We start from the raw sequence: 15,580 nt of genomic DNA, 5'->3' as shown, positions 1-15,580 counted from the left end.
GGTTCAGGTGCCGAGTGGTGGCGTGCGCGCGGCCAACACCCAATCGGTTGATACTTGCAACCATATATCGGTTGGTTGCCCCAAGCAACCTTTTGTCCCGCGGGGCTGTGCTCAGCCGATGCCGGTGTTGCCGAGCTTGTGCAGCAGCCGGGTCAGCGCGACCACCTCGTCGCGGTCCCAGCTGGCCAGCGCGGCGCGCCAGTGCGTCCGCCGCTCGGTCAACAGGGCGGTGAGCCGGTCGCGGCCGGCCGGGGTGAGCGCCACCAGCCGCGCCCTGGCGTCACCGGGGTCGGTGGTGCGCTCCACCAGGCCGAGCCGCGCGGCCGCGTCGACCTGCCTGGTCACCGTGGACTTGTCCAGCAGCAGGCCGGCCGCCAGGTCGGACATGCGCAGCGGGCCGGCCTCGAACAGCAGCAGGACCAGCGGGTAGGCCGTGGGGTCGAGCCGGGGGTGCAGCTCGCGCGCGGCCGCCCGGCCCGCGGCCCTGGCCCGCCGCCACATCGCGGCCAGTTCCTGTTCCAGGGCGGGCAGGACGTCGTCGACGGACACGACAACCTCATTTCGGTGGGCACTGCCGGGTGTCCTGGTGCGGCTGACCGGTCAACCGGTCGAGCACGTGATCGTAGGTCGTGCGGGGGCACACCGCCCGGTGTCCGAGCCGGCCTCGCGCGCCCCGCCCCGCGCGGGCCGGAACCTTTGATAGCCATCTATCGTTTCCGCTGCGGGGACAACGCTTCTGGGGGACGACCAACGGGGGCATCAGGAGGCCCAGGTGACCGAGACACCGGTGTTGCCGCTGTACATGCGGCGCGACGAGTTCAACCCGATCCCGGAGTTGGCCGAACTGCGGGACGGCCCGGGAATCCGCAAGGTGACCACGGCCTTCGGCGTGCCGGCCTGGCTGGTCAGCCGGTTCGCCGACGTCCGGTTCGTGTTCGGCAATCCCGACCTGTTCAGCAACCAGCGCGCCCAGGACCTGGGCCTGCTGCGCAGCCCGGGGCTGAGCGAGGAGGAGAACAAGCGGCTGCGCGCGGGCCAGATGCTCGCGTTCGACCCGCCCGACCACACCCGGCTGCGGCGGATGCTCACCCCGGAGTTCACCGTGCGCCGGATGCGCCGGCTGGAACCGAGGGTGCACGAGATCGTGACCGACCACCTGGACGCGATGCAGCGCACGGGGCCACCCGCCGACCTGGTGGCCGACTTCGCGCTGCCCATCCCGTCGCTGGTGATCTGCGAGCTGCTGGGCGTGCCCTACGCCGACCGGGCCGACTTCCAGCACCGGTCCAGCCGGGTGCTGGACGTGTCGCTGCCACTGGACCAGCGGGCCGAACTCCAGCGGGAGTTCCGCGCCTACATGGGCGAACTGGTCGCCAGGGCCAAGGCCGACCCGGGCGAGGACCTGCTGGGCATGCTGGTGCGCGAGCACGGTGCCGACCTGAGCACCGACGAACTGGTCGGCATCGCCAACCTGCTGCTCATCGCCGGCCACGAGACCACGTCCAACATGCTCAGCCTGGGCACCCTGGCCCTGCTGCGCCACCCCGACCAGGTCGGGCTGCTGCGCGCCGAACCCGAGCGGATCGACGCGGCCGTGGAGGAACTGCTGCGCTGGCTGTCCATCGTGCACACCGGCACGATGAAGGTGACCACCACCGAGGTGGAGATCGCCGGGCAGACCATTGGCGCGGGCGAACTGGTGGTGTGCACGCTGGCCGCGGCCAACCGCGACCCCGCGCTGGCCGAGGACCCCGAGCGGCTGGACATCACCCGGGGCCTGGCCAACCACCTGGCCTTCGGGCACGGCGTGCACCACTGCCTGGGCGCGCCACTGGCCAGGATGGAGATGCGCACGGCGTTCCCCGCGCTGCTGCGCCGCTTCCCCGACCTGCGGGTGGTCACCGACGAGCTGGACTTCCGCGCCTTCAGCGTGGTGTACGGGCTGCGCGCGCTGCCGGTCGCGTGGTGATCAGCGCCCGCGCTCCCGCCCACCGGGTGACCGGGAGTTCGGGCCCGCCGTAGCCGAGCGCGTCCCGTGCTCGAACTGCGGCTCCACCAGGGGAACGGCCGGTCGCGGCGCGGGAAACCGGTGCCACCGGGTGCCGTGGACCACCCGGGGCACCACCCGCGCCAGCGACCGGCCCGCCGGTTCCCGACCACCGGCCCCCGGTCAGCGGTTCGTGTTGGCGCGCACGAAGCCGGCCAGGTCGGCGGACTGCCGCAGCCGGCTGGGCTCGTGCACGTACATCATGTGGCCGGCCGGGTAGTACGCCGTCTCGATGTTGTCGCGCAGCACCTCGGGGATGGCCAGGTGGGCCAGGGTGTGCTCGGTGGCGAAGTACGGGGTGGCGCCGTCGTGGTAGCCGGAGGACACGTGCACCTTCAGGTGCGGGTTGGCCCGCATGGCCGCGGCCAGCTTGTCGGCCACGGTCACGTGCGCGCCCTCGAACTCGCGGAACGACCACGGCCGCACCCGGCGGGTGATCACCTCGTAGGGCAGGTCGTTGTGGTAGTTCAGCTCGGCCCGCACGTAGTGGTTGAACGCGGCCGTGTACGCGCCGGTGAGGGCGGACAGGGACGGGTCGGCCGCGAAGTGCTCGCGGCCCGCGTCCGGGTCCCAGCCCACGAACCGGCCGTCCAGCCGGCCCACCACCTGGCGGCGGTCCCGCAGCAGCTCGGTGAAGAACCGGATGTGCTCGATGCGCAGGTTGACCCGGTCCACGTAGTCCTCGGACAGCCCGGTCAGCGCGGCCAGCCGGGCCACGGTGGCGGACCGCTCCCGCGCGGTCAGCCGGTGCCCGCGCGCCAGCGCCCACGGGTAGTCCCCGATCGCGAACTCCTCGGCCTCGGCGAGCACGTCGGCCAGCGGCCGGTCGCCGTGCCGGCCGTGGTGGTGCGCGATGGCCGCGTAGGTGGGCACGTGCAGGGGGTAGGGCAGGTCGTTGCCCTCGTTGAAGTCGTTGGTGATGTAGTCCAGCACCGCCGAGATCAGCATGATCCCGTTGGGGTACAGGCCGTAGCGGGACTGCAGGTGCTCGGCCAGGGCGGCGGCGCGCAGCGTGCCGTAGGACTCGCCGGCCAGGAACTTCGGCGAGAGCCACCGGCCGTTGCGTGAGGTCCACAACCGGATGATCTCGGCGATCGACTCGATGTCGCCCTGGAAACCGTGGTACGCGTCGGGTTTCCCGCCGGTCACCGCGCGCGAGTACCCGGTGGACACCGGGTCGATGAACACCAGGTCACTGTGGACTAACAGGGTCTCGGGGTTGTCGGCCAGCCCGTACGGCGGCGGCACCAGCTCGCCGACGTCGCCGGAGAGCACCCGGCGCGGCCCGAGCAGCCCCAGGTGCAGCCACACGCTGGCCGAGCCGGGGCCGCCGTTGAACGCGAAGGTCACCGGGCGCTGGGTGGGATCGGCGCCGTCCAGGGTGTAGGCGGTCAGGAACACCTCGGCCTTGGGCAGGTGCCCGTCGAACGCGCCGTCGGTGTGCACCTCCTCGCGCAGCACCAGCCGACCGGTGGTGGCGGTGTAGGCGAGCTTGCGCCGCTTGACGGTCAGCGTGTGCCTGGTGCTGACCAGGTCGTCCTCGGGGCCGTGGTCGCCGGCCGCCCGGCCGGGTGCCTCGGCGGTGTTCCGGTCGGCGGCCTCCGCCTCGGCCGACGCCGACGTCGCCCGGTCCTTCGTGTTCCTCGTTGCCATGGCTGCACACCCTAAGCTGCCGATCCGCGCCGGGGCCGGAAGAATCCGCTGGCGTGGCCCACCCCGCTGATCGCGTGCGCGACCTGGTCGAACTGGACGAACTGGTGCCGACGTGCCGGCGCTGCCCCCGGCTGGTGGCCTGGCGGGAGGAGGTGGCCAGGGTCAAGCGGGCCGCGTTCCGCGACGAGACGTACTGGGGCCGGCCGGTGCCGGGGTTCGGCCCGCACGACGCGGCCCTGGCGATCGTCGGCCTGGCCCCGGCCGCGCACGGCGCCAACCGCACCGGCCGGATGTTCACCGGCGACCGGTCCGGCGAGGTGCTGTTCGCCGCCATGCACGCGGTCGGCCTGGCCTCCCAGCCGCACGGCCACCGCGCCGACGACGGCCTGCGCCTGTTCGGCACCCGGATCACCGCGCCGGTGCGCTGCGCCCCGCCGGAGAACAAGCCCCTGCCGTCCGAACGGGACAACTGCCGCCCGTGGCTGGCCAGGGAACTGGAGCTGCTGCGGCCCACCCTGCGCGCGATCCTGGTGCTCGGCGGCTTCGGCTGGCAGGCGCTGCTGCCGGTGCTGTCCGCCGCCGGCTGGCGGGTGCCCCGACCCGCGCCGAAGTTCGGCCACGGCGTCGAGGTGACCCTGTCCGCCGCCGAGGGCACCGGCGAACTGCACCTGTTCGGCTGCTACCACGTGAGTCAGCAGAACACCTTCACCGGCCGGCTGACCCCGCCGATGCTGCGGGATGTGCTGCGCCGTGCCGCCACCGCCGCCGGCCTGCCGGTGGTCGAGGAGGAGCCGCCAGCGTGATCGGTGGGTGGTGCGGTGGAACGTCAACGCCCACCGGTCAGACGGATCTCGCAACGCACCCCGCGAGCCCGCGCCAACCGGGCGTCGCCGGTCACCAACGGGCAGTTCTGGGATTCGGCGGCGGCGACGTACGCGGCGTCGTAGGCGGTCATGTTGCCGCACAGTTCCCAGATCCGTGGCACGAGCGGAGTGGGATCGACCTTGTCGATGGTCAGCTCGGACAGTGCGGCCACCGCCTCGTCGGCCCGTTCCAGGGTGATCTTCCGGCCGAGCAGCCGTCCTCGGATCACGGAGAGCAACTCCACCACGAGGTGGTGCGGAGCGGCCCACCGGTCGTCGGCCCAGAGCACGTCGCGCGCGTCATCCCCGCTGGGACCGTCCTCCAACAGTGCCTCAGCCAGCGCGGAGGCGTCCACCACCAGCATCAGTGCCCGTCCAACGCCTGGTCGCGCTGTTCACGCAGGGCACGCAACTCGTTCGCGGTCTCGCCTCCGGCCGACCGGCTGCCGTCGGTGCGACCCGAGAACCGGGCCAGGACAGCGCGATTGGTTGACCGTTGGGCTTCCGCCTCCACGAGGGCGAGCAGGAAAGCCTGCAACGACTGACCTCGTACTCGCGCGCGCTCGACCAGTGCGGCCCGCACGTGCTCGGGAACGTTCCGAATCTGCAACGCCACCATGCATGCATTTTACATGCTTGTGGAGGTGGGCGGCAGGCCTGTCGCCTGCATCGGAGCAGGGCCGGTGCCGCCGTCGCGGAGACTGGTGACCTCCTGGTCGCCGACAGCGGCCTGAACGACGACACTTTCAACATCGTTGCCATGCGGTTCACGTCCGCCACCGCGGCAGGTCTGCCGGTGCGGGCGGAGGACGCGGCGGGACTTTCCTGAACGCGGTGGACCGCAAGCGCCTGGCTACGGTGGACACGTGCTAGTGAAGTGGATTCGGTGCGATGTCGCCGACAGCGCGGGTTTCGACCGTGGCCAGCAGGAGTGGGCGGACCTGGCCGGACTGCCCGGTTTCCTGGGGCAACTCGGAGGTTGGAGCCACGACGGTTCCCAGGTGGCGCACATCTTCTCGTTCTGGGTCGATCAGGACGCGTACGAGCACTTCATGAGTGGGGCTCACGACGCTCTGGCGCAACGGCAGGTCGGGACCTGGTCCAAAATCGACGTCCGGCTTTTCGAACGGCGTGCGGACTTCGGGCAGAGCCTTGCCGGCACCTCAGGGTCGGGCGTCCTCCGACTCGCCCACTGCGTGGTGAAACCAGACCGGGTCGACCATTTTGCGCAGGTGCAGAAAACCGTGTGGAACCCAGGAATGAGCGCGGCGCCCGGCTGCCTGGCAGGCTTGTTCGGACAGCGCGGCTGCCAGGAGTTCCTCGTCCTGACCAAGTGGGTCTCGGCTGCCGAGCACGCCCGGTACCAGGCAGAACTGTTTCCCAGCCTGCGGGACCGGGCGGTACCGTCCGCCGACCTGGAGTCCATCACCGGACACCTCGTCGACCTCGAACCGCACTGGACGGTCACCGCTGGCGATTCTTGACGCCGAGGAGACCATGACCTGCGCGTCCCACCGGGCAACCGGCTGGAGCGGTGCCAGGGGGAGCGAACAGGGCAGCACAGCACCCGGATCGATCAGCAGTGGCGCACCTGTTTCCCGTGGCCGGACGCCGGGCCGGAGAACGTCGAGATCGTGGACTACTGGAACGCCAATCCGGAGCACGTGTCCGCGTCATCACCGCTGGCATCACCCAGAAGTGGAAATCGCGACCTGGAGTTGGAAAACCCGGGTTACAGTCACAGCGGGATGTCCGAATCCCATTCGCCGCTGAGCGGAGGCGATGCCCGTGGATGGCATGCAAACCTTCCTGGGGAATGTGTCAGGTCCTGCTGGCCGCGTGACGTCGATGACCTTCCACGTGGAGCAGCCGCCGCGAAACACCATTGTGGAGGTTTCCCTGTCGCGTTTTGTCACCTACCGGCAGTGCGAGGGATACGCCAACGCCACCACGGCCCTCACGCGCGTGCAGTTCACCAACCCGGACGGCAGCACGGGTGAACTCAACTTCCCCGCCTCGTCGGGTAGGAATGTCGTCGCGAAGAACGGGGTGACCGGCATCGATCTGACCGTGGAAGTCGAGTGCGTACTGGTTCACTGGTTGATGAACCTGTTCTACTGGCCGAGCGTCGGCCTCCGGGGGGAGTGAGAATGGAGTCGGCAGGCGCTGGAAACGCCCCGAGTGTGGCGCTCACGCACGTGGTGGCGCTCTACGATCCCGCGGACGGCCGAGTCGTCCACCTGCACCACGTGGTGGTGCTTGAGGGTGGCAGGCGCATTTCCCGCGAGGAAGCCGAACGCCAGGCGGTGGTCAGCGCGCGGGAGTCGGGCCATGAATCCGACGGCCTGCGCAGCCGCTACCTGGAAACCCCCCTGCCCGAAGGACCCGGCGTGCTGCACGTCGACACCGCCACCGGTCGGGTTCACGCCGCGGCACCCGACCCGGCGCGCTGACCGGGCCGTCCTTCGCGTTCGCTTCGGGCACGCGGTGGTGTCGGTGCGCGAGTAGCAGCACGGCCGCCGTTCCGGTGCGTCCGCCGGCGGGAAAACCGTTCGGCGGCCCGCTGGCCGGTCAGTACGGTGACGGCATGAGCGCGCTGGGTTTTGACCGCTGCTGCGCGGAAATCGTGGCGCAGACCGATCTGCTGCGGGACCACGTCCGGGGGGCGGACATGCGCGGCCCGGTGCCGTCCTGCCCGGGCTGGAACCTGGGCCAGTTGCTGCGCCACCTGGGCGAGGCGCACCGCTGGGCCGAGACGGTCGTCCGGACCAGGGCCGGCGAGGAGGTTTCCGACGCGCGGGTCAACGACCTCGCCGGCTACCTCGACGAGGACGGGGTCGAGCTGGACGGCTGGCTGGCCGAGGGGGCCGCGCGGCTGGCCGACACGCTGCGCCAGGCCGGCCCGGATCTACCGGTGTGGTCGCCGGGACCGGACGAGACGGTGCTGTTCTGGGCGCGGCGGATGACCCACGAGACGGTCGTGCACCGGGCGGACGCGGCCCTGGCCGCCGGCGCGGAGTTCGCGGTCGCGCCGGAGGTCGCGGTGGACGCGCTGGACGAGTGGATGCACTTCGGCACCTCGCCGGAGGCGTTCGGGACCGGGGCCGGCCAGCCCGAACTGCTCGGTCCCGGTCGGACCCTGCACCTGCACGCCACCGACACCGCACCGGAGCTGGTGGCGGAGTGGCTGGTCGACCTCACCGGCGCGGCCCCGGCCTGGCGGCGCGGCCACGAGCGGGCCGCGGCCGCCGCGCGCGGCCCGGTCGCCGACCTGCTGCTGTTCGTCTACCGGCGGCCCGCCGCCAGCATCGAGGTCCTGGGGGACGCGGACCTGCTGGACGTGTGGCGGCGGCGCACCGGGTTCTGGCTGGAGTGAGCGGCCAGCCGGGTCACGCGGTCGGGATCAGGGTGTTCTGCCTGGCCACCACCCACCACCGGCCCTGCTCCCTGACCAGCACGTAGAGGGCGATCATCGACGGTTCGGCGTCGATCAGCTCGCCGTCGGCGGTGGTGGCCCTGGCGGTCTTGTGGGCCAGGGCCACGTCGGGCCGCACGAACCTGATGTCGGCGACCTCGTAGCGCACGTACTGGTCGCGGAGGAAACCGGCCAGGCCGGCGCGGTTGGCCTGCACCAGGGTGTCCCAGTCGGACATGCGCGCGCCCACGGCGTTGACCACGGCGGCGTCCCGGGCGAAGTGCGCCACCATCAGGTCGGGGTCGTTGGTGTTGAAGGCCTTCTCCACGTCGGCGATGATCTGCCGGATCGCGGCGATGTCCTGCTCGTGGTCGGTGCTGGTGTCGGTGAGCACCGGGTGCTCCGCTGGGTTCGAGGTCATGCCGGGGAGTCTGATACCTCCAGATAACTTGAGGTCAAGTGTCCGGTGTGGACGGACTCTGTGGACACCCCGCCGCCCTGCCTAGGATCTCCGGTGAAAGCCCAGGTCGTCGTGACGCCACCAGCCGGTGGGACGACGGCGGCGGACGGCGGCGCGACAGACACTGGGGACGGGACGGCACGATGGCGGACGAGCACTTCACCAAGGGACACCTGGCCACGCTGGTGGTCACGTCGCTGATCGGCGTGGGCTTCGGCGCGGGGTGGTGGTTCTCCGCGGCGCCGTCGGTGCCCGGCGCGGCCACCGCCCTGGTCGTGGCGGGCGTGGTGGTGACGCTGGCGCTGGTCGGCTGGCTGGTCCGCATCGGCCGCCTCGGTGCCGGGCTGCCGGCCGGCGGTGGGCGGGAGCGGAGCCCGTTCGGCCGGCGCTACGGGCTGGCCGTGCTGGTCATGGTGGTCGCGATCATGGCGGGCGCGCGGGTGCTCACCGGGGTGTTCGCGCTGCCCCAGGCGGTGCCGGCCTGGGTGCTGCTCGTCGTCGGCCTGCACTTCGTGCCGTTCGTCGGCATCTTCGGGTCGCGGCGGTTCCTGCTGCTGGCCGTGCTGCTGTGCGCGGTGGCCGGGCTCGCCGCCGTGCTGGGCGGTGCGGCCGGACTGGACTGGGCGTGGTGGGCGGTGCCCGGGTTCGGCGGCGCGCTGGTGCTCTGGGGCACGACCGCGGCCGCCCTGGTCGACACCGCGGGGGTGATCGGCCGGCGGGCCAGCGCGGCGTGATCTCCGTCGCCGTGGTCCCCACCCGGTGATCACCCTGTGGGAGCAGAGGATCGCCCTGTGTGTGCATCCTGTACTCGGGCGGGTGATTGCGCTGGTCGGGGCGTCACAACGGGCTTGGCGCGCGGTGCGGGGAACTCGCCAAAGCGGACGTTCCGCCGTCCGGCGACAGCGATAGTGGTGGGTATCACTGGCGACCATGGTCACACCGGGCTCTCTTGACGCGCAAGAGGGGGTTGCGCGGTGCGACCATGTGTGTATGGCTGCTGTGAAGACGAAACCCACTCGGATCGTGATCGTCGGCGGTGGGTACGTCGGCATGTACACCGCTCTTGGACTCCAGTCCAAGCTGCGGTCCCGTGAGGCATCGGTGACGGTCATCGATCCGCAGCCCCACATGACCTACCAGCCGTTCCTGCCCGAGGCGGCGGCCGGTTCGATCGAGCCGAGGCACGTGGTCGTGCCGCTGCGGCGCGTGCTCAAGCGCTGCCACGTGCTCACCGGCCGGGTGACCAACATCAAGCACGCCAACAAGTCGCTGACCGTCGAGGCGCTGGACGGGCACGTCGAGCAGGTCGACTACGACGTCCTGGTGGTGGCCCCCGGCTCGATCGCGCGCACGCTGCCGATCCCGGGGCTGGCCGAGCAGGGCATCGCGGTGAAGACCATCGGCGAGGCGATCTTCCTGCGCAACCACGTGCTCGACCGGCTGGACAAGGCCGCCAGCACGCTCGACCCGGAGCAGCGCCGCAAGCTGCTCAGCTTCGTGGTCATCGGCGGCGGTTTCGCGGGCATCGAGACGCTGGCCGAGCTGGAGGACATGACCCGCTACGCGCTGCGGTACTACGAGAACCTCAAGCCCGAGGACCTGAACTGGGTGCTGATCGAGGCCACCGGCCGGGTCATGCCCGAGGTGAGCGCCAAGATGGGCGTCTACACGGTCAAGCAGCTGGAGAAGCGCGGCATCAAGGTCTTCCTGGACACGCGGGTCAAGACCATGGAGGGCGGCCACTTCATCCTGGACGACGGCACCGAGTTCGACGCGGACACGGTGATCTGGACGGCCGGCGTGAAGGCCAACCCGATGCTCAAGAACACCGACCTGCCGCTGGACGAGCGCGGCCGGGTGCGCTGCACGGCGACCATGCAGGTGGAGGGGGTCGCGGACGCGTGGGCCGCGGGCGACTGCTCGGCCGTGCCCGACCTGTCCCGGACCCAGGAGGACCCGAACGCGACCTGCGTGCCCAACGCGCAGCACGCGGTGCGGCAGGCCAAGCTGCTGGCCAAGAACATCATCGCGGTGCTGCGGGGTCGCGAGCCCAAGCAGTACTTCCACAAGTACCTCGGCTCGGTCGCCGGACTGGGCCTGTACAAGGGTGTCGCCGACGTGTACGGCATCAAGGTCAAGGGCGTGGCCGCGTGGTTCATGCACCGCAGCTACCACGTCAGCATGATGCCCACGTTCAACCGCAAGTTGCGGGTGCTCATCGACTGGACCATGGCGCTGTTCCTGCGCCGCGAGGTGGTGTCGCTGGGCCAGATCAACGACCCGAAGGCGGATTTCGTCCGCGCGGCGAACAGCTGACGGGCCCATTGGGCGAGTCGTGGCGGGCGCGGCCGGCTCGGTAGAGCCGGCTACGCCAATTGGGTGACGTACGCCCGCTGATCGGTGTAATGATCATGCGGCTGTTTACGGCCCGAAGTTAACGTTCGTGGAACTTGATCCCCCAAATGGGCTAAGTAGTCGCCCGGCTGTCTTGACATTGCGTAAGGTGAGCCGAAGACTACTGCTTGTGTGTCGCCTGAACGTGTGATGCTCAGGTGGGGAGAGAGGTGACTGCGATGTCGATCGAGGAGCTGGCTGCCCAGCTTCGCCGTGGCGAGATCGAGGACCGAGCGCTCGCCGAGTACGCCGCAGAGTATGCCAAGGCTCAGAAGGTCTTCCGCAGTAAGAAGGACGACTGAGCATGCCCGGTCCCGGACGGGGGCGTCCGGACGAGAATCCCCCGTCCGCTGCGGCGACCGTCGCGCTGCGGCCACCCGCCAGTCCGGCTCCTCCGACACCCGCCCCAGCGCCGGCACCGCTGCTGCTGCAGGGGCAGGAATACCGCTTCCGCTCGCCCATCACCTGTCTGGACTTCCAGGAACAGGTGCACCGACTGGGCATGGTCACCGAGGGTGACGGCAGCCCGGAGCCGTGCGTGCTGGTGCTGGCCCGCTCGGCGGACATGGAGATGAACGAGCTGTCCATCGCGCTGGCCGAGCGCGGCATCCGGATGGCCCGCCTGGACGTGGACCGGTGCCTGGACCTGGCGCTGACCGTCTACACCGACACCCCCCTGGTCGAACTGGACCGCTGGCTGCTGCGCCCGCTGCTGGTGTGGCGCCGGCACTTCGAGCTGGCCGCGCTGCCGGTCGACCCGGGCACCCTCACCGGCGCCTACGCCCTGGACCAGTGGGGCGCGGTGGCCAGCTGGCTGACCAACCGCTCCGACTGGGCGCACGTGAACCCGCCGCGCGCCACCGCCCACCTGGACCGGCTGACCCAGCTCAGCGACGCCGCCGCGTTCGGCCTGCGGGTGCCGCGCACCTCGGTGACCACCCGCCCCGGCCGCACCAGGCCGGGTGGCGGCCAGTGCATCGTGAAGACCGCCGGCCGGCACCTGCTGGAGCCGCGCTCGGGCGTGCAGCACGGCCTGTTCCCCCGCCCGCTGGACACCAGCCGCTCCGCGGACACCCCGGAGCCGGCGCCGGTGATCGTGCAGCAGTACGTGCCCGCCGACACCGAGCTGCGGGTGTTCGTGGTCGGCGAGCGGCTGATCGCCTACCAGGTGGACAAGCTGGACCCGGCGCAGCTGTGGGTGGACCCGGAGTCGGTGCACGTCACCCGCACCGAGGTGCCCGCCGAGCTGGCGCAGCCCCTGCTGGCGCTGGCCCGCTACTGGAAGTTGCAGGTCGCCGCGTTCGACCTGCTGGTGACCGGCGACGAGTACGTGTTCCTGGAAGTCAACGTGTCCTGCGACTGGCGGTGGTTCGAGCACCGGGCCGAGTCCCACGAGGTGTCCGACGCGGTGCACGACTGGGTGGCCGCCCGATTCCGGGAGCTGGCGGGTGCGGATCAAGGTCGCTGAGCACGCCGCCCTGTTCTACCGGGACGGCGACCTGGTCTGGGACGACTACCTGCGCCACCGCCAGTTCCAGCTGACCGAGACCGCCGAACTGCTCTGCCGCCGCTTCGCCCGGTTCACCGACGTGGACGAGCTGTTGGCGCCGCTGGGCGGGCCGGAGCGGGCCACGATCCGCTCGCTGATCGACGAACTGCTCGACGCCCGCGTGCTGATCGCCGAGGACTCGGCCGAGCACCGCGCGGAACGGGGCCTGCTGGCCGCGTGGTCGTCCTGGGGTGCCGGCGCCCGCCACTACCACTTCGCCAGCCGCACCCTGCGGGACACGCCCTACCAGGACGCCGACGAGCACGACGCCGCCCTGGAGGCCAGGCTCAGCGGGGGCGAGGCCGCGCCGCCGCCGTTCCGCCGCCGCGCCACCGAGCACGGCCCGGCGCCGCTGCCCCTGCCCGCGCTGCCGCAACGGCCGGACTGGGCCGCTCAGGGGCTGCTGGACGTGCTGCTGCGGCGGCGCACCGACCGGGCGTTCGCGGCCGGCCCGCTGCCCGTGGCCGAGCTGGCCCACCTGCTGCGGCTGCTGGGCGGGGTGTCCCCGAGTCGACCCGCCATCGGTCGATCCGGCACGGTGTTCAAGACCTCGCCGTCGGGCGGGGGCCGGCATCCGGTCGAGCTGTACGTGCATGCCAGTGATGTTGAGGGGGTTGGACCGGGGTGGTACCACTACGACGGCCTGGGCCACGCGCTGGAGCCGCTGGGGCCCGCCTGGGACCGCGAGCGGGTGGTGGCCGCGGCCGGCGACCAGGATTGGGTGGGCGCGGCGCCGGCGCTGCTGGTCTACACCGGGGTGCTGGACCGGACCCGCTGGCGCTACGACACCGCCAGGGCCTACCGCGTGGTGCAGATGGACGTGGGGCACCTGTCGCAGACCGCGTACCTGATCGCCACCGCCATGGGACTGGGCGTGGGGTTCACCGCGGCGCTGCGTGACGAGCTGGTCGAGGAAGCCCTGGGCTGTGATCCGCATCACGAGATTGTCCTTGGGTTGACCGCCATTGGTCCTTTACCCATGTGACTCCAACGGCCCATCCCACTGGGCCATGTGGGCGAGTTGCCGTAAACACACTCCACTAAACGTTAAGGAAGTTCTAGGCTGCCCGCTGCCCCCGTAGCCCAATCGGCAGAGGCAGGCCCCTTAAAAGGGTCACAGTGTCGGTTCAAATCCGACCGGGGGCACTCAGGTCCGGCCACACCCGGACCGACCTGCGGTTATGCCGCCCCGCACCGCTGTGTGGCAGGTCGGTGCGGGGCGTGGTCGAGCGTCAGCGGTGGTTACCGCCCGTGTCGTCAGGGGCGCCGGTGCCCGGGACGGGTGGCACCCGAGCGGTGATCGCGCGGCCGCTGTGGTCAGGACCACAGCGGCCGGCCGCGGCGGTCGGCGGCCCGGGTGCCGCCGGTGAACTCAGTGCTCGGCGATCCAGGCGTCCACCACCTCGGCCAGCACGGCCAGCGGCAGCGGCCCGTGCCCCAGCACGGTGTCGTGGAACGCGCGGATGTCGAAGCGCGACCCGAGTGCCCGCTCGGCGTGCGCGCGCAGCCGCTGGATCTCCAGCCGGCCGACCATGTAGGACAGCGCCTGGCCCGGCGCGGAGATGTAGCGGTCCACCTCGGCCCTGATCTCCAGCGGCGCCATGGCCGTGTGCTGGCTCAGGTAGTCCACGGCCCGCTGCCGCGACCAGCCCTTGGCGTGCAGCCCGGTGTCCACCACCAGCCGGCCGGCCCGCATCGAGTCCTCGACGAGCATGCCCAGCCTGGACAGGTCGTCGGAGTACAGCCCCATCTCGTCGGCCAGCCGCTCGGTGTACAGCGCCCAGCCCTCGATGTAGGCGGTGACCGGCGCGATGCGGCGCAGCATGGGCAGGCCGGACTGCTCCTGGGCCAGGCTGATCTGGAAGTGGTGCCCGGGCACGGCCTCGTGGAAGGCGATCGCCTCGGCGATGTAGCGGTAGCGCTCCTCGGGCAGGTAGGTGTTGGCGAAGTAGGTGCCCGGCCGGGTGCCGTCCATGGCCGGCGGCATGTAGTAGGCGGTCACCGCGCCCGCCTCCTCCACCGAGGGCACCGGCTCCACCACGCAGCGCTGGCTGGGCAGCCGGCCGAACCAGGCCGGCGCCGCCCGCTCGGCCCTGGCGATGGCCTGCCTGGCGCCGTCGAGCAGTTCCTCCCGGCTGGTCCAGCGCAGTGCCGGGTCCTCGCGCAGCCGCCGGAAGATCTCGGCCAGGTCGGTGGTGCCGAACACCTTCGCGCCGAGTTCCCGGTACTCCTCGGCCAGCGCGTCGATCAGGTCCAGCCCGGTCTGGTGCAGCTCCTCGGCGCTGCGCTCGGTGGTGGTGTGCGCGCGGACCAGCCCGGCGTAGGCGGTGTCGCCGTCGGGCAGCCAGCACAGGCCGGGCCGGTCGGCCGGCCGGGCCGGCGGCGCCACCTCGGTGCGCAGGAAGTCGCGGTACTCGGCGAACGCCGGGTACACCGCCTCGGTGAGCAGCCGGTCCCGTTCGGCGGTGAACTCGGCGGCGGAGGGCCCGCCAGCGGCCCCGTCCGGCCCGCCAGCGTCGCCGTAGGCGGGCGTTGGCACCCGCAGCGGGTCATTGGCCGGCTCGGCCAGGTAGCGGTCCAGATAGGCCACGGTGGCCTCGACCAGTGGCCGGACCGCCACCCGGTTGGCCGCGATGCCGACCCGGTGGCGCTGGCGCAGGGTGGCGAGCACCTCGGGGATGGCGCCCAGCCGGGCCAGGTAGGCCCTGGCGTGTTCGGGCTCGGCCAGGCCCACCCTGGGCAGCAGGCTGAGCAGTTCGCCGACGGGCGCGAACATCGAGTCCACCACGGTGTACTCGACCGCGCGTGCGGCCAGGTGGTCCTGCATGGCCTGGGCCTGCTGGATCACCACGGCGCGGGTGATCCGGTCCTCCAGGTCGAGCCCGGTCCCGTCGAGCGCGGCGGCCCTGGCGGCCACGTCCGCCAGCCGGGCGCGCAGTGCCCGCGCGGCCGCCTCGCTGTGGTCGGTCAGGCGGTCGTCCCGGTCGCGGACGCCGTACAGCGTGGCGGTGAGCGGCTCCGCGTCGAAGCTGATCTCCAGCAGGTCGTCGGCGAGTTGTGTCGCGGTCACCAGGCCTCCCCAGGTTGTTGTTGCGCCCGCGCGGCAGTTGCCCGACGGTACCCGCCGATGGCGGACGCCCTGTGGCGTGACTGGCACGGTGTGCGCGGTGCTGCGTCCACTTCGGACGACTCACCGGCT

General features: G+C 71.5%; 17 protein-coding genes, 1 tRNA gene and 1 pseudogene. 13 read left to right on the top strand and 6 right to left on the bottom strand.

Annotated elements, in window-relative coordinates; translation table 11 throughout:
• Positions 1-111: 111 nt before the first annotated feature.
• On the bottom strand, positions 112-549 hold the full coding sequence (locus tag LX83_RS12140; protein WP_253770484.1) for a MarR family winged helix-turn-helix transcriptional regulator: 438 nt from the start codon (positions 547-549) through the stop codon (positions 112-114).
• 223 nt (positions 550-772) lie between these two features.
• On the opposite strand from LX83_RS12140, the gene LX83_RS12135 reads away from it, so the two are divergent.
• The gene (locus LX83_RS12135; protein ID WP_253770483.1) at positions 773-1,969 is read left to right on the top strand and encodes a cytochrome P450; all 1,197 of its coding nucleotides are present in this window, start codon (positions 773-775) and stop codon (positions 1,967-1,969) included.
• A gap of 201 nt (positions 1,970-2,170) precedes the next feature.
• On the opposite strand, the gene LX83_RS12130 is transcribed toward LX83_RS12135, so the two are convergent.
• A complete protein-coding gene (locus LX83_RS12130) occupies positions 2,171-3,700 on the bottom strand; it encodes a S10 family peptidase (protein WP_253770474.1) in 1,530 nt (509 codons plus the stop codon).
• Positions 3,701-3,753: 53 nt separating this feature from the next.
• Here LX83_RS12130 and LX83_RS12125 point away from each other — a divergent pair, with 53 nt between their 5' ends.
• Positions 3,754-4,503, top strand: coding sequence for a uracil-DNA glycosylase (locus tag LX83_RS12125; protein WP_253770472.1), 750 nt, complete (start codon positions 3,754-3,756; stop codon positions 4,501-4,503).
• 23 nt (positions 4,504-4,526) lie between these two features.
• Here LX83_RS12125 and LX83_RS12120 read toward each other — a convergent pair whose 3' ends face one another.
• Together LX83_RS12120 and LX83_RS12115 are read right to left on the bottom strand one after the other, a co-directional pair.
• Entirely contained in the window at positions 4,527-4,928 is a 402-nt protein-coding gene (locus LX83_RS12120) for a type II toxin-antitoxin system VapC family toxin (protein ID WP_253770470.1), read from the bottom strand.
• Positions 4,928-5,182 (bottom strand): FitA-like ribbon-helix-helix domain-containing protein, encoded by a 255-nt coding sequence (locus LX83_RS12115; RefSeq protein WP_253770468.1) that lies wholly within the window; start codon positions 5,180-5,182, stop codon positions 4,928-4,930. Before LX83_RS12115 ends, LX83_RS12120 begins: the two co-directional genes overlap by 1 nt.
• A gap of 247 nt (positions 5,183-5,429) precedes the next feature.
• Between LX83_RS12115 and LX83_RS12110 the strand changes: the two genes are divergently transcribed.
• The 5 genes and pseudogenes from LX83_RS12110 to LX83_RS12090 all read left to right on the top strand — a co-directional run bounded on the left by LX83_RS12110 (position 5,430) and on the right by LX83_RS12090 (position 7,939).
• Positions 5,430-6,047, top strand: coding sequence for a YdbC family protein (locus tag LX83_RS12110; RefSeq protein WP_253770466.1), 618 nt, complete (start codon positions 5,430-5,432; stop codon positions 6,045-6,047).
• Positions 6,048-6,065: 18 nt separating this feature from the next.
• A pseudogene (locus LX83_RS38670) lies at positions 6,066-6,143 on the top strand (type II toxin-antitoxin system RelE/ParE family toxin); the annotation flags it as partial.
• Between the two features lie 208 nt (positions 6,144-6,351).
• Complete coding sequence (locus LX83_RS12100) at positions 6,352-6,711, top strand: hypothetical protein (protein WP_253770464.1); 360 nt, start codon at positions 6,352-6,354, stop codon at positions 6,709-6,711.
• 2 nt (positions 6,712-6,713) lie between these two features.
• Positions 6,714-7,016: a hypothetical protein gene (locus LX83_RS12095; protein WP_253770462.1), complete on the top strand. Its 303-nt coding sequence runs from the start codon at positions 6,714-6,716 to the stop codon at positions 7,014-7,016.
• Between the two features lie 134 nt (positions 7,017-7,150).
• On the top strand, positions 7,151-7,939 hold the full coding sequence (locus LX83_RS12090) for a maleylpyruvate isomerase N-terminal domain-containing protein (protein ID WP_253770460.1): 789 nt from the start codon (positions 7,151-7,153) through the stop codon (positions 7,937-7,939).
• Between the two features lie 13 nt (positions 7,940-7,952).
• Here LX83_RS12090 and LX83_RS12085 read toward each other — a convergent pair whose 3' ends face one another.
• A complete protein-coding gene (locus tag LX83_RS12085; RefSeq protein ID WP_253770458.1) occupies positions 7,953-8,399 on the bottom strand; it encodes a YybH family protein in 447 nt (148 codons plus the stop codon).
• A gap of 182 nt (positions 8,400-8,581) precedes the next feature.
• Here LX83_RS12085 and LX83_RS12080 point away from each other — a divergent pair, with 182 nt between their 5' ends.
• From LX83_RS12080 to LX83_RS12060, 6 genes are all read left to right on the top strand, one after another.
• A complete protein-coding gene (locus tag LX83_RS12080) occupies positions 8,582-9,172 on the top strand; it encodes a hypothetical protein (RefSeq protein WP_253770456.1) in 591 nt (196 codons plus the stop codon).
• A 256-nt stretch (positions 9,173-9,428) separates the two neighbouring features.
• On the top strand, positions 9,429-10,754 hold the full coding sequence (locus LX83_RS12075; RefSeq protein WP_253770455.1) for an NAD(P)/FAD-dependent oxidoreductase: 1,326 nt from the start codon (positions 9,429-9,431) through the stop codon (positions 10,752-10,754).
• A 257-nt stretch (positions 10,755-11,011) separates the two neighbouring features.
• Positions 11,012-11,134 (top strand): hypothetical protein, encoded by a 123-nt coding sequence (locus tag LX83_RS37800; RefSeq protein WP_301328104.1) that lies wholly within the window; start codon positions 11,012-11,014, stop codon positions 11,132-11,134.
• A gap of 2 nt (positions 11,135-11,136) precedes the next feature.
• Positions 11,137-12,300: an ATP-grasp domain-containing protein gene (locus LX83_RS12070; protein WP_253770453.1), complete on the top strand. Its 1,164-nt coding sequence runs from the start codon at positions 11,137-11,139 to the stop codon at positions 12,298-12,300.
• Positions 12,281-13,366: a SagB family peptide dehydrogenase gene (locus LX83_RS12065; protein ID WP_253770450.1), complete on the top strand. Its 1,086-nt coding sequence runs from the start codon at positions 12,281-12,283 to the stop codon at positions 13,364-13,366. Before LX83_RS12070 ends, LX83_RS12065 begins: the two co-directional genes overlap by 20 nt.
• Before the next feature lie 87 nt (positions 13,367-13,453).
• A tRNA-Leu gene (locus LX83_RS12060) sits at positions 13,454-13,527 on the top strand.
• A gap of 226 nt (positions 13,528-13,753) precedes the next feature.
• Here LX83_RS12060 and LX83_RS12055 read toward each other — a convergent pair.
• On the bottom strand, positions 13,754-15,454 hold the full coding sequence (locus LX83_RS12055) for a DUF885 domain-containing protein (protein ID WP_253771126.1): 1,701 nt from the start codon (positions 15,452-15,454) through the stop codon (positions 13,754-13,756).
• Between the last annotated feature and the right edge of the window lie 126 nt (positions 15,455-15,580).

This window comes from Goodfellowiella coeruleoviolacea, assembly GCF_024171785.1.
Taxonomy (GTDB): domain Bacteria; phylum Actinomycetota; class Actinomycetes; order Mycobacteriales; family Pseudonocardiaceae; genus Goodfellowiella; species Goodfellowiella coeruleoviolacea.
The sequence above is the reverse complement of the archived record's forward strand: the minus strand, read 5'-3'. Positions and strand labels throughout refer to the sequence as shown.

Bases quoted from the DNA above. Each gene is read 5' to 3' on its own strand.
- LX83_RS12085 (WP_253770458.1), bottom strand. From the start codon at position 8,399: ATGACCTCGAACCCAGCGGAGCACCCGGTGCTCACCGACACCAGCACC.
- LX83_RS12070 (WP_253770453.1), top strand. From the start codon at position 11,137: ATGCCCGGTCCCGGACGGGGGCGTCCGGACGAGAATCCCCCGTCCGCT.
- LX83_RS12095 (WP_253770462.1), top strand. From the start codon at position 6,714: ATGGAGTCGGCAGGCGCTGGAAACGCCCCGAGTGTGGCGCTCACGCAC.
- LX83_RS12115 (WP_253770468.1), bottom strand. From the start codon at position 5,182: ATGGTGGCGTTGCAGATTCGGAACGTTCCCGAGCACGTGCGGGCCGCA.
- LX83_RS12080 (WP_253770456.1), top strand. From the start codon at position 8,582: ATGGCGGACGAGCACTTCACCAAGGGACACCTGGCCACGCTGGTGGTC.
- LX83_RS12120 (WP_253770470.1), bottom strand. From the start codon at position 4,928: ATGCTGGTGGTGGACGCCTCCGCGCTGGCTGAGGCACTGTTGGAGGAC.
- LX83_RS12090 (WP_253770460.1), top strand. From the start codon at position 7,151: ATGAGCGCGCTGGGTTTTGACCGCTGCTGCGCGGAAATCGTGGCGCAG.
- LX83_RS37800 (WP_301328104.1), top strand. From the start codon at position 11,012: ATGTCGATCGAGGAGCTGGCTGCCCAGCTTCGCCGTGGCGAGATCGAG.
- LX83_RS12130 (WP_253770474.1), bottom strand. From the start codon at position 3,700: ATGGCAACGAGGAACACGAAGGACCGGGCGACGTCGGCGTCGGCCGAG.
- LX83_RS12075 (WP_253770455.1), top strand. From the start codon at position 9,429: ATGGCTGCTGTGAAGACGAAACCCACTCGGATCGTGATCGTCGGCGGT.